The 12666-nt window shown below is 69.2% G+C and carries 10 protein-coding genes and 1 riboswitch; of the genes, 6 read left to right on the forward strand and 4 right to left on the reverse strand.

Annotated features, from left to right (window positions below; translation table 11 throughout):
• Positions 1–113 precede the first annotated feature (113 nt).
• Positions 114–253: riboswitch (cobalamin riboswitch) on the reverse strand.
• Between the two features lie 69 nt (positions 254–322).
• Complete coding sequence (gene ilvA / locus RN901_RS03500; protein WP_310755987.1) at positions 323–1534, reverse strand: threonine ammonia-lyase; 1212 nt, start codon at positions 1532–1534, stop codon at positions 323–325.
• A 45-nt stretch (positions 1535–1579) separates the two neighbouring features.
• Positions 1580–2632, reverse strand: coding sequence for a hypothetical protein (locus RN901_RS03505; RefSeq protein WP_310755989.1), 1053 nt, complete (start codon positions 2630–2632; stop codon positions 1580–1582).
• A 197-nt stretch (positions 2633–2829) separates the two neighbouring features.
• Between RN901_RS03505 and gmd the strand changes: the two genes are divergently transcribed.
• Positions 2830–3792, forward strand: coding sequence for a GDP-mannose 4,6-dehydratase (gmd, locus tag RN901_RS03510; protein WP_310755992.1), 963 nt, complete (start codon positions 2830–2832; stop codon positions 3790–3792).
• Positions 3793–3816: 24 nt separating this feature from the next.
• Here gmd and RN901_RS03515 read toward each other — a convergent pair whose 3' ends face one another.
• Positions 3817–4893, reverse strand: coding sequence for an LptF/LptG family permease (locus RN901_RS03515; RefSeq protein WP_310755994.1), 1077 nt, complete (start codon positions 4891–4893; stop codon positions 3817–3819).
• 4 nt (positions 4894–4897) lie between these two features.
• Positions 4898–6409, reverse strand: coding sequence for an LptF/LptG family permease (locus RN901_RS03520; protein WP_310755996.1), 1512 nt, complete (start codon positions 6407–6409; stop codon positions 4898–4900).
• 106 nt (positions 6410–6515) lie between these two features.
• Here RN901_RS03520 and RN901_RS03525 point away from each other — a divergent pair, with 106 nt between their 5' ends.
• From RN901_RS03525 to RN901_RS03545, 5 genes are read left to right on the forward strand one after another with little or no spacing between them, the layout of a single operon-like run.
• Positions 6516–7571, forward strand: a complete 1056-nt coding sequence (locus tag RN901_RS03525; protein ID WP_310755998.1) for a glycosyltransferase family 9 protein — start codon at positions 6516–6518, stop codon at positions 7569–7571.
• 11 nt (positions 7572–7582) lie between these two features.
• Entirely contained in the window at positions 7583–9157 is a 1575-nt protein-coding gene (locus RN901_RS03530) for a bifunctional response regulator/alkaline phosphatase family protein (RefSeq protein ID WP_310756000.1), read from the forward strand.
• Between the two features lie 4 nt (positions 9158–9161).
• The gene (locus RN901_RS03535) at positions 9162–10997 is read left to right on the forward strand and encodes an ABC transporter ATP-binding protein (RefSeq protein WP_310756002.1); all 1836 of its coding nucleotides are present in this window, start codon (positions 9162–9164) and stop codon (positions 10995–10997) included.
• Entirely contained in the window at positions 10994–11920 is a 927-nt protein-coding gene (locus tag RN901_RS03540; RefSeq protein WP_310756004.1) for a lysophospholipid acyltransferase family protein, read from the forward strand. Before RN901_RS03535 ends, RN901_RS03540 begins: the two co-directional genes overlap by 4 nt.
• A complete protein-coding gene (locus tag RN901_RS03545) occupies positions 11917–12666 on the forward strand; it encodes a glycosyltransferase family 2 protein (RefSeq protein WP_310756006.1) in 750 nt (249 codons plus the stop codon). Before RN901_RS03540 ends, RN901_RS03545 begins: the two co-directional genes overlap by 4 nt.

Raw genomic sequence — 12666 nt, forward strand, 5'->3', positions numbered from 1 at the left:
CTCGGTTCTCCCTTCTCTCGCGGAAAGGGAGAGGGAGATTTCCGAGGTGTGCCGTGCCCGGAAGACGACCCCCTCACCTCCCCGCGGAGGTGTGTTCTGGGCGCCGGATGGGCACGTCTCCTGGCTCGAGGCCGCCGGGGGCTCGCCTTCCCGGGACCGCGCGGGTCCCAGTGGCACGTCCGAGTCGGCGTTCCGGGACAATCCCGGACCTCTCACAGTGGCGGGGCCGCGCCGGATTTACACCGGCTTCCGTGAGCCCCCCCGGCCGATTCTGTCGTGCCCCGAGGATGCGCCGAACGCCCCCGCCGGTCAACTCCCGGCCTCAGGAAAGCTCTTCTACCCGGTGGCCGAGTTCGCGGAGCTTGGCCACGATCGTCGCGACGTGGTCGTGGCCGCGCGTCTCGATCGTGAGTTCGATCCCCACCTTCCCGACCGAGATGTCCCCGAAGGCGCGCGTGTGTTCGATGTGGAGGACGTTCGCCCCCTCGATCGCGACGAGCGCCGTCACCTCGTTGAGGTAGCCGGGGCGGTCGCGAACGATGACCGCGAGGCGCGCGAGCCGGCCATCGGCCCAGAGAGCGCGGTCGATGACCCGCGACACGAGGTTCATGTCGATGTTGCCGCCCGACAGGATGCAGACGGTGACATCGGCCGGGCCGAACTCGACCTTCCCCTCGAGGACGGCGGCCACGGACACCGCTCCACCGCCTTCCACGACGAACCTCTCGGATTCGAGGAGGAAGAAGATCGCGCGGGTGATCTGTTCCTCATCGATGAGGACGACGTCGTCCACCAGCGTCGCCAGGTGAGGGAAGGCCAGGTCGCCGATCCGCTTCACGGCGATGCCGTCCGCAAGCGTGTCGGAGTTCTCCAGGTGGACGGGCTTCCCGGCGGCCAGCGATTCGCGGGCCCCGGGCGAGGCCGCGGCCTCCACGCCGATCACGCGCACGTTGGGCCGCTGCGCCTTCACCACGGTTGCGATGCCGGAGACCATCCCGCCCCCTCCGACGGGGACGATCACCGTCGTGAGGTCCGGCACCTGTTCGAGAATCTCCAGCCCGATCGTCCCCTGGCCCGCCATCACATCGAGATCGTCGAAAGCGTGAACGGGGGTGAGTCCCTCCTGCCGGGCCAGACGTTCGACGAGCGCCATCCCGTCGGAGAGCGTCTCGCCTGTCTGAATTACGCGGGCGCCGTAGCCGCGCGTGTGGGCGACCTTGATGAGGGGGGCGTGGACGGGCATCACGATGGTACACGCGATCTTCAGCCGGGAAGCGTGATACGCGAGGGCCTGGGCGTGATTCCCGGCGCTGGCCGCAACGACACCTCCCTCGCGGGCGGCCGGGCCGAGGCGCAGGAGCTTGTGGAGCGATCCCCGGTCCTTGAACGATCCGGTGCGCTGCCGGAACTCCGTCTTGAGATGGAAGCGGCCGGCGGCGTGCGCCTCCAGGGCGAAGGACTGCGGGCAGGTGGTCCGCGCCACGCCGGACCGGATCCGTTCGCGGGCCGCGACGACGTCTGAATTCCTTAACATGGAAATCAAAACCCGGTTGAGGTTGGCGGGGTTCCGCGACGGGCCTCAGGACGCGAGACGCCGAAGTTCATCGATGGCGCCGGCCGCGTCGAGACGGGTCAGGTCGATCGCGTGTCCGTCGTCACTGCCCTGCTCGAGCCACCGGCCCACCATCGCGCTGGGCACCGACTCTCGCGGCGAAAGCACGGTGGGCGCCCGCAACTCCGCCACGCGCACCGCATAGCAGGCGTCTTCCACGGCCTCCTCCCAAGCACCCTCCACCCACGTGACTCGGCGCCGCGCGAGCACCTGCCCACGCGCCACCGGCTGGAGCATCCGGTGCGCCTCATCGAGCCCGGGGAGCACGATGAGCCAGGAGTGCGGTGCCGCTTCCGGCTCCAGCAGGAACCGAAGTTCCTCGAGTTCCTCGATCCAGTCGAGCCGAAGTTGGACCGCCGCGGCCCGCTCGAACTCCAGTCCTTCGGAGGCGGCGTCGCGTGCCTCCGTGAACCGGTCCATGAGTTCCCAGGCGTAGCCCGGGTCGGCGAGCAGGCGCCCGGCGGCTTCCGCCTGCCGACGATAGGCGTTGAGTCCCGCGCGGCGCGCGCAGGGCGCGGTGCAGAGGTCCATGTCGAATTGCATGCACGGGCTCCGCGCGGGGTCCGGGCGCACCGATTCGGCGCAACTCCGCAGCCGGAAGATCTTCTCCACGAGGCGCCGGATGCGCTCGGGCAACTGCCGACTCCAGAAGGGGCCGACGTAGCGGGCCTCGGCCCGGCGCGGCCGGCGCACGACGCGCAGCCTGGGAAAGGGTTCGTTCCGGCGCAGTTCCAGATACCAGCCGGCGTCGCGCCGCTTGAGCGCCTTGTTGTAGGGCGGACGCTGGCCGAGGATTCGCTCCGCCTCCATGAGTCGCGCCTCCAGGTCGCTCCCGGTCGGGTGTGCCTCGACGCCCCGGGCGATCCGCAGCATCTCGGCCAGACGCTCGTTCGATGGCCCGCCCGAGTAGAAGTAGCCCCGCACGCGCCGCCGCAGGTTCACGCTCTTCCCCACGTAGAGGGGATGCCCGTGTGCGTCCACGAAGACATAGACGCCCGGGGTCGCGGGAAGATCGGGCACCCATTCCGGAACCGGCGTCGCGCGCGGGATCGCGAGACCTCCTCTGTCTTCAAACTTCGGTTTCCCGCGGCCCGGCCGGACGCGGGACGGGCAATGTTCGCTTCGGGTTTTCTTCGGTCAAGCGGCGGGGCGACGCCGGCCTCGCGTGCGCCGCGCCCGTTTGGCCGCGGCGCGCCGGCCGCGCATATTCGGCCGCCATGATCGCGCTCATCACCGGCATCACGGGACAGGATGGCTCCTACCTGGCCGAGTTCCTGCTCGACAAGGGGTACGAGGTGCACGGCGTCGTGCGCCGTTCCTCGGTGGAGAAGTACGACCGCATCTCGCATCTCAGGGACCGGGTCACGCTCCACCAGGCGGACCTGCTCGACCAGTTGTCGCTCATTCGCGTCCTTGAACGCGTGGAGCCCCGGGAGGTGTACAATCTTGCCGCGCAGTCCTTCGTCCCCACGTCGTGGGATCAGCCCCTGCTCACGGGTGAGTTCACGGCGTTGGGCGTCACGCGCATGCTCGAGGCGATCCGCGCGGTCGACCACACGATCCGCTTCTACCAGGCCTCGTCCTCTGAGATGTTCGGGAAGGTGCGGGAGACGCCGCAGAACGAGGACACGCCCTTCTATCCGCGCAGCCCGTACGGCGTCGCGAAGGTGTACGGCCACTTCATCACGGTGAACTACCGGGAGAGCTACGACCTTTTCGCGACGAGCGGGATCCTCTTCAACCACGAGAGTCCCCGGCGGGGCCGGGAGTTCGTCACGCGCAAGGTGAGTTGGGAGGCGGCCCGCATCCACCGCGGGCTCGCCGACCGTCTGTCGATCGGGAACCTTAAGGCGGAGCGCGATTGGGGGTTTGCGGGCGACTACGTCGAAGCGATGTGGCTCATGCTGCGCGCGGAGACGCCGGAAGACTACGTGATCGGAACCGGCGCGACGCACTCCGTCCAACGGCTGATCGAGATTGCCTTCGATGAGATCGGACGCGACTGGCGCGAGCACGTCGAGCAGGATCCCGCGCTCCTGCGGCCGGCGGAGGTCGAGCGGCTCTGCGCCGATCCGTCGAAGGCGAGGCGGCAACTGGGCTGGGAGCCGCGAATGTCGTTCGAGGAGATGATCCGCCTCATGGTGCGAACGGACATCGAACGGATCGCCAGGGCCGGCTAACTCCGGCCGGCCCCGTACGGGCTGCTAGGTCCGCAGTTTCGCGAAGAGCAGGAGGCCGGCGCCGAAGAAGATGATGTTGGGCAGCCAGGCCGCCGCCGTCGGTGACAGCGCTCCTCCGGCGCCCATCGCTTCGGCGATGCGGATCAGGGTCAGGAAGAGGATCGTCGTCCCGAGCGCGATTCCGATCGAGGTCGGCGCGCCGCCCCGCTTGTTGCTTTGCGCAAGCGGTATGCCGAACACGGCGATCACGAGGCAGATGAAGGGGAAGGCGATGCGTAGCGCGCGAGACGTTCTCAGCCCGTTCGTCGTGCCGCCCGACCGCTCGACGGATTCGATGAGGCGTCCCAGTTCCGCGTAGCGCATCTCGTCCGGTTCCTTGGGTCTGGCCTGCAGCTCCTCGGGCGTCTCGTCGAGTTGCCGCACGAACAGTTCGGAAAACTCGAAGGCGGTCTCCTCCTCCGGGCCGCGGAACTCCCGCATCCACCCCTGCTGGAGTACCCAGCGCGAGGACGCCGAGTCGTACCGCGCGACGTTGGCCGTGATGTGTACGGTGGGGAAGTCGGGTTCCGATCCTCTCCGCTCGATCTGAACGTCGTCCATCCGGCCTTCGCGCGTGTCGAGCAGTCGCGCCTTGTACACGAGGCCGTCGTCCCCCCGGTAGACGAAGGAGTTCCGGATCGTCTGGCTGCGGGCCTCCTCCTGCTCGAGGACTTCGGCCGATTTCCGCGTCGTCACGGCGACGAGTTCCGTGAGGCCGAGCGCGACGAAGCTGAGCAGCGTGGCGCCGCAGAGGATCGGGAGGACGAGCCGGTAGAAGGAAACGCCGCCCGCCTTGACGGCCGCGACCTCGAAGTGCCGGGACATGGAGGCCACCGTGAACACGGACCCCAGCAGGGCGGCAATCGGAAACCCGAGCAGCGACTGGTACGGAAACTCGTACACGTAGTGAAGGACGATCTGGGACCAGGTCGACCCCTGGTCGAGGAACCGGTCGAGGTTGTCGGCGATGTCGATGACCATGAAGAGGAAGGGCACACCGAGCGCACAGGCCGCGAAGATCCTCAGGAACTGGGAAAGGACGTACCGGTCGAGCAGCTTCACGGCGTCAGCGCAGCACCCTGGTGGAGCGCGCCAGGGCCACGAGCCCGGCGGCGCCGAAGATGACGTTCGGGGCCCACATGGCCCAGAGCGGCGAGATCCAGAGGCGGTCGGCGAGCCGTTCGCCCCCGATGAGCGACACGTAGTACGCCCCGAAGATGCCCAGGCTGACGCCGACGACGAGTGCGACGCCGCCGCGCGGGAACCGGACGGCGATCGGGGCGCCGAGGAGGACGAACACGATGCACGCGGCCGGGATCGTCCCCTTCTTGTGAATCTCGACCCAGTACTGGTTGATTCGGCGAAGCCCCGTGACCTCGCGCTCCGCGTACGACTGGAACTGGTTCGCCGCATCGAATGCGGTGTAGAAGCGACGGGCTGCGCTCTCGGCGACCTGTGTCGTGGAATCCGGCGCGGCGGCTTCCTGCGCAGGTCCCGGCTCGATCTCGCGTTGCGCGGGCGCTTCCGGTGTCGCGGGAGGGTCATCCTCCCGGCGGGCGACAGTGACTTGCCGGTAGGAAGCGTCACGTTCCAGGTCGGAGATGTCATCCCTCCGGTCGCGGGTGTCGCTCTCCCGGGTACGGGCGCCGTCCGCCGGCCCGGCCCCGGGAAGCGGCGCATCCGCGAGAGGTTGCTCGAAGTCCAGCAGCATGCCGGTGATCGCCTGCGCGTACACGAGGCTCTCCGAACGTGCCGCGTTCGCCATCTGCGCGCCGCGACCGGCCTCCACGCGCATGTCGGCGATGTTCATCTCGCGATCGCCGCGTATGGCTGCGGTATCGCGCTCGAGCCCGTTCGCCACATCCGGGATCTTGAGCAGCATCCGCTCGAAGGCGATGCGCCGGAAGGCATGCGGGCGCTCGTTCAGGCGCACCTGGACGACGCCATCCTCGAGATCGAAGTAGAGGTCTTCCCCCTCCTCCGAGAAGCCCATCTTTCCGCGGGTCGCGTAGATCGAGCGGCTCTCCTGGCCATTTCGCTCATCGTAGATCGCGACATCGTGGACGACGCTCTCCTCCCGGTCGATCATGCCGGGGTGTACGTAGACATAGGACGGGAGCACTTCGTTGATCGTATGTTCCCGAAGGTTGAAGGTCGGCGTCTTGCGGCCGATCCCCCTGAGCAGCACCTGCAGGTGATGGTTCGACTGGGGCAGGACCGTGTTGTTGAACCAGGTCATCCCGCCGGCCAGAATGACGGCACAGACGAGGAGCGGGGTCATCACGCGCGACAGGGGGATGCCGCTCGCCTTGACGGCGGTGATCTCGAAGTCGCCCTCCATCCGGCTGAAGACGTACAGGACCGCGATGAGCACGGCCATCGGCAGGGTCTGCGCGAGGATGAAGGGGATCGAATAGACGAAGACCTCGGCGATCACCGTCCACTCGAGGTCCTTGCCGATGAGCCGCTCGAAGCGCTTGCTCACCTGATCGAGGAGGAGCAGCACCGTGGTGCCGATGACGGCGAAGATGAACGGCCCGGCGTGACGGCGCAGGATATAGCGGGTGAGAGTTCGCATCGCCCCGAGATTACTGTGTTTTCGGGCCGTTGTCAGCCCGGGCGGGTCTTCCCGGGGCCGGTTCCGCCCCGCGGTTTCGTCACGGTCCGCCAAGTTCTGTACCGAGATGCAGCCCGATAGATCCCTTTCGGGCGCGCCGCCGCGCCGGGTCGCCATCGTACTGATGAGCGCGGTGGGGAGTACCGTCCAGGGGATGCCCATCGTCACGTCCCTCCGGCGGGCGTGGCCCGGCGCCCATATCACCTGGGTGCTGCAACCGGGTCCGGCGACGCTGATGGCCGGCCGGCCGGACGTCGACCGGCTCCTGCTCTTCCACCGACGGCTCGGCGCCCGCGCCTATTCCCGCTTTCGGCGCGATGTGGCGGGAGAGGCGTTCGACCTCGTCATCTGTCTGCAGCCGAACTTCAAGGGAGGGATGGTCACGCGTCTCCTGCGCGCTCCGGAGCGCCTCGGCCACGATCGGGCGCGCGCCCGCGACCTGAGCTGGCTGGCCACGAACCGCCGCATCCCGCCGGCTCCCGTGGCCCATATTCAGGACGAACTGTTCGAGTTCCTCGACCATCTCGGCGTCCCGCGATGCCTGGAGTGGCGTTTTCATTTCACGGAGGAGGAACGGCGGGAATCGGCGCGGTGGAGGGAGGGATTCTCGCGCCCGGTACTCGCGATCGTGCCGCGGAGTTCCAACGCCCGGAGAAACTGGACCCTCGAGGGGACGGCGCGGGTAATCGACGTGGCGGCCGGCGATCTGGGCCTGCAGCCCGTCCTCCTGGGAGGAGACTCCGGGGAGGAACTGCGGGATGCCCGTCGCATCGAGATGTTGTGCGGGATTCCGCCGCGGGTCGCGCTGGGGGGGACGCTGAGGGAGTTGGCGGGCCGGCTCTCGGCGAGCGATCTCGTGCTGGCGCCGGACACGGGCCCTCTGCACATGGCGGTGGCGCTGGGGACGCCGACCATCGGACTGTACGGGTACACCGACCCCAGGCGCAGCGGTCCCTACGGCCGGTTCACGGAGCTCACGGTGGACCGGTTTCGCGGCTCCGCCGGCTCCGATGGCGGGCGAATGCCGTCCCGGGCCACTCGGCCCGGACGCATGTCGGGAATCCGCGCCGAGGAGGTTGTGCGGAAGCTGGAGCGGGCCATCCGCTCATATCTGACAATCTGAGAAGGCGGCACATGACCGAAGGGACGAAGACCGTGGCGGGCCGGATCCTCTGGGTGGACGACGAAGTCGACCTGCTGCGTCCGCATCTCATGCTGCTGCGCTCCTCGGGGTATCACGTCGATGCCGTGATGAACGGCCAGGACGCGATGGAGCTCCTGACGGCCGCGTCCTACGATCTCGTGCTGCTGGATGAGCGGATGCCGGGGCTGCGCGGAATCGAGGTTCTCGACCGCATCCGGAGTTCCGCCCCGCGCCTCCCCGTGGTGATGGTCACGAAGAGCGAAGAAGAATCGACCATGCACGAGGCGATCGGGCGGCGGGCGGACGACTACATCGTCAAGCCGACGAGTCCCCGGCAGGTCCTGTCGGTCGTGACCCGGCTCCTCGCCGGCCCGGCCCTGCGCCACGAGCACATCACGCGCGATTTCTCCCGCCGCTTCGGCGAATTGCGGGAGCGGGTCTCCACCGCCGCGTCGTGGCGGGACTGGGCCGACCTGTACTCGGAGCTGGTCGACTGGGACCTGAAGCTGGAGGAGGCCGGCGAGTCGGGCCTGCGCGAGATCCTCAAGGGGCTGCACACCGACCTGAGCCGAGGGTTCTGCGATCTCGTGGCGGATCGGTACGGGGAGTGGGTGCATGAGGGAGGCGAGCGGGGCCCGACGCTCTCGGTGGATGTGCTGCCCCGCTTCTTTCGACCGATCCTCGACGAGGATCCGGCGGCGCTGCTCGTTGTGATGGACTGCATGCGGCTGGACCAGTGGCGGGCTGTCCTCCCCATCGTCAGCGAATTCTTCGAGATCGAGGAGGCGCTCTACGCGGGGCTCCTGCCGACGGCGACCCCGTTCGCGCGCAACGCGATCTTCGGAGGCATCTTCGCGGACGAACTCGCCGAGAGCCGTCCGGAGTGGTGGGAGAAGGGGAGCGAGACCGGCTACAACTCGTTCGAGGACGAGCTCTTCGAGCGGCATATCCACGAACTGACCGCGTCGCGGATCCCCGTGCACTACGAGAAGATCTTCTCGGCCCAGGAGAGCGAGCCCATGCTGGCGCGGCTCGGCGGTTACCTGTCGTCCCCTTCGGCCACGGCGCTCGTGTTCGGATTCGTGGACATGCTCACGCACGGGAGGGCGCGGTCGCGCCTGATCTGGGAGATGGCGCAGGACAGCAGCGCGCTGCGCTCGCTCACCGTGACCTGGTTCGAGCGTTCGCCGGCGCTGAAGGCGCTGCGGCTGGCCGCGCAGCGGGGAGTCCGGGTCCTCCTGACGACGGACCACGGTTCGATTCACTGCCGGCGGCCCGCCACGATCTACGCCGGACGCGACGCGTCGACGAGCCTGCGCTACAAGATCGGCGCCGACATGAAGGTGGAGAACCCGGCCGCGGTCATGTCGACGTCGGACGCGGACGAATGGAGGCTGCCTCCCGGTGGGATGAACCAGACCTTCGCCCTCTGTCGCGAGGACTACTTCTTCGTCTATCCGACGAGGCTGCGGGAATACCAGAACCGGTACCGGGACAGTTTCCTGCACGGCGGAGTGAGCCCCGACGAGATGGTGCTTCCGGCCGCGCTGCTCACGCCGCGGTGACTCGATGAACCCGGGCCGGAGCGGCGAGGGCGCGTCCTCGTACCGGCGGCTGCTCCGGTTCCTGCGCCCCTATCGCTGGACTTTCCTCGCGAGCCTGGCGCTCGGCGTGCTCGCGGCCGGACTCGAGGCGTTCAGCCTCCTCCTGCTCATCCCGTTCCTCCGCTCGCTCTTCGGCATGGGGGCTCCCCTGCCCGGCGGCGGACGGAACGCGGCGGAGCGCTTCATCGACGGGATCGCGGGGGGATGGCTCGGCCCGGAAGCCGGACTGGACGGGCTGCGGGCCGTGTGCGTGCTGGTGCTCGCCGCGCTCCTCCTCAAGAACCTCTGCATCGTCGGGGGGCGGGCGCTCTCGATCCGCACGCAGGAGTTTCTCGTCCGTGATGTGCGCAACGCGGTGCACGCGCACCTGCAGCACCTGCCACTCGCCTTCTTCGAGCGCGGAAAGGTGGGCCAATTGATCGCGCGCGTGATCACGGACGCCGGGGAGGCGAAGCCCGTCGTGACGGATGCGCTCGCGCAGGCCGTTCGCCAGGTGGCGACGCTCGCGGCCTACGCGGTGGCGCTGTTCGCTCTCTCGTGGAGGCTGGCGCTGATCGCCGTCGTCCTCGTGCCGCTCGTGTGGCTCGGCCTGCGGCCGCTGCTCGGACGGCTGCGCGAGAGGTTCCGCCGCACCTGGGATGACCACGGCGAACTCGTCGCGGCGCTGCAGGAATCGCTTGGCGCGGTGCGGCTTGTGAAGTCGAGGGTCGCCGAGGACTTCGAGAAGGAGCGCTTTCACCGCCGTTCGGACGCGTTCAGCCGCAAGCGGATCGCCGCGGCCACGACCCGACACCTCGCCTCGCCCCTTTCCGAGGTGCTCGCGTCCGTCGTGGCGCTTGGACTCGTCTGGATCGGAGCGTCGTTCGTGGGGGGCGGCGGGTCGATCGCGCCCGAGCAGTTCGTCGCCTTCGTGACCATCGCGCTACGCGCCATCACGCCGGTGAAGGGGTTCGCGCAGTATCCGGCCATCGCCGCGCAGGGGCTCGCCGCGGCGGACCGCTTCTTCGAGATCCTCGACCAGGATCCGGAGCCGGCGGGCGGGTCGCGGATCGCGACGGGTCCCGAACGGGAGGTCCGCTACGAGGGCGTCAGCTTCGCCTACGAGCCGGGGCGGGCCGCGCTGCGAGGCATCGATATCGTCATCCCGCGCGGCTCCGTTGTCGCCGTCGTCGGGTCGTCGGGGAGCGGAAAATCCACGCTGGTCGACCTGCTGCCGAGGTTTGCGGATCCGCAGTCGGGACGGGTCACGATTGATGGGACGGACATCCGGGAGTTCTCGGTGGACTCCCTTCGCCGGCTCATCGGTCTCGTGGGGCAGGAGGCGGTGCTCTTCCACGACACGGTGGCGGCAAACATCGCCTACGGGGAGGGCACGCCGGACTCGGCTGCGGTCGAGGCGGCGGCGCGCACGGCCGGCGCGCACGGCTTCATCGCGGGACTGCCCGATGGCTACGACACCGTGCTCGGTGATCGCGGCGTGCGTCTGTCGACGGGCCAGCGCCAGCGCATCGGGATCGCGCGGGCCATCTTCCGTGATCCCCCGATCCTCATCCTGGACGAAGCCACGTCGGCGGTGGATGCTGAAACGGAGACGGCACTCAGGACGGCGGCGGAAGGCTTTCGCGGCCGCACCGTGATCGTGGTCGCCCACCGGCTCTCCACGGTGCGCGAGGCCGATCGGATCTTCGTCCTCGAGCGCGGGCGACTGGTGGACGCCGGCCGCCACGACGCGCTCGTATCTCGCGGCGGGCCGTACCGTCGGCTCTTCGGCCACCAACTCGAACGCGTCTCGCAACCGTGACCGACCGGGCGGGTCGGGACGGCCGGAGCGGCGGCCGGCGGCTTGCGGACGCGCTCGTGGACGGCGGAGTCGCCGGCCTGCATCTGGGGCTGCGCGCCGCGCCGGAACCGGTGGCGCTGGCGGCCGGCCGGACGCTCGGGACGCTGTGTCGCGACCCGCTCCGCGTGCGTCGCCGTGTCGTCGAGTCCCAGCTCGCCGCGAGCTTCCCCGCCGCGCCGCCGCGCTGGGTGCGCGACACGGCTCGCGCCTGCTACCGGCACTTCGGCCGGGAGGCCGCGCTCCTCATGGGCGGTCCGTCCCGAATCGAGCGAACGCTGTCTCGCGTCGTCGACGTGGCCGGGCTCGGCCCGCGCCTGCAAGCGGCGGTCGCGGAGCGCGACGGCGCCGTGGTCGTCGCCGGGCACCTCGGCAACTGGGAGCTCGGCGGCGCCGCCGTGCGAGCGCTCGGAGTGCGCGTGACGACCGTAGTGCAGCGCCAGCGAGGCGCCTTCGGCCGTCGGCTGCGCAACCTGCGCGCGCGGCTCGGGCTGGACGTGCTCGACCGCGACGCGGCGGCGCGTCCGGCGCTCGACGCGCTGCGCTCGGGCCGGATCCTGGCCCTCGTGGCCGATCAGCACACCCGGCGCGGCAGCGCCCCGATCGACTTCCTGGGCCGCCCCGCCTGGACGTCGCTCGCCCCGGCGCGTTTGTGTCTCGCCGCCGATGTCCCTCTCTTCTTCGCGGCCCTGGTGCGAGACCCGGCGGGGTACAGGATCGTCCATGAAGAGATCGACGGCGGCGGATCCGGCGCCGACGGCGATCCGGTCGAGGTCACGAAGGGATGGGTTCGGGTGCTGGAGAGGGAGGTCGAGCGGCGACCGGAGCAGTACTTCTGGTTCCACCGACGCTGGAAGCGGGTGGCGCAACACGGAGAAGGCGCGTGATTCACATCGGGATTCCGGTTCACAACGAGCGCGAGACGATCGGTCCGCTGCTGTGGCGGATCCGCGAACTGCTTTGCGGCGAGCGACGGCAGTTTCACGTGCTCGTCTGCGACGACGCCTCGGACGACGGGACGGACGAGGCACTCGAGCGGTACCCGCGGGTGCTCCCGCTCACCGTGCTTCGCAACGAAGCGCGGCGGGGCTACGCGGCGAGCCTCGACCGGCTGATCCGGGCGACACTTCGCCGGTCGGACTATCCGCGACGCGACGCTTTCGTCTCCATGCAGGGTGATTTTTCCGATCCGCCCGAGCGCTTGCCGGAGATGCTTCGGCGCTTCGAAGGCGGCGCCGATCTCGTCACGGTCGCGCGCGGTGATGCGGAACCCTTCACACGGCGTCTGACCCGGGCCGGCGGCCGGCTCTGCGCCCGTCAACTGCTGTCGGCTCCAGCCGTGACGGACCCTTATGCTTCTCTTCGGTTATATAGGTTGTTCGCTCTGGAACGCGCTCTCGCCGCTGGCGATGGGCCGCTGGTGCGGTACGAAGGTTGGGCCGCCAACGCCGCGCTGCTCCTGCAGGTGTGGCCGTTTGTACGAAGATTCGAGGAGATTCCGCATGATCCGCACCCCCTCCGCCGATACCGTGAGGCCCGCTTCCGGGCCGGCGAGCAACTCCAGCAGTTGTTTGCCGCCGGCCGGGACCGCGCCTTGCGCGAGATCGGCCGGCAGATCGCCGAGGCGGCCTGA

The organism is Candidatus Palauibacter soopunensis (assembly GCF_947581735.1).
GTDB lineage: Bacteria > Gemmatimonadota > Gemmatimonadetes > Palauibacterales > Palauibacteraceae > Palauibacter > Palauibacter soopunensis.

What these genes read in the sequence shown, in the direction of transcription:
- ilvA (WP_310755987.1), bottom strand. Translation starts at nt 1,534, where the DNA reads ATGTTAAGGAATTCAGACGTCGTCGCGGCCCGCGAACGGATCCGGTCC.
- gmd (WP_310755992.1), top strand. Translation starts at nt 2,830, where the DNA reads ATGATCGCGCTCATCACCGGCATCACGGGACAGGATGGCTCCTACCTG.
- RN901_RS03520 (WP_310755996.1), bottom strand. Translation starts at nt 6,409, where the DNA reads ATGCGAACTCTCACCCGCTATATCCTGCGCCGTCACGCCGGGCCGTTC.
- RN901_RS03525 (WP_310755998.1), top strand. Translation starts at nt 6,516, where the DNA reads ATGCAGCCCGATAGATCCCTTTCGGGCGCGCCGCCGCGCCGGGTCGCC.
- RN901_RS03530 (WP_310756000.1), top strand. Translation starts at nt 7,583, where the DNA reads ATGACCGAAGGGACGAAGACCGTGGCGGGCCGGATCCTCTGGGTGGAC.
- RN901_RS03535 (WP_310756002.1), top strand. Translation starts at nt 9,162, where the DNA reads ATGAACCCGGGCCGGAGCGGCGAGGGCGCGTCCTCGTACCGGCGGCTG.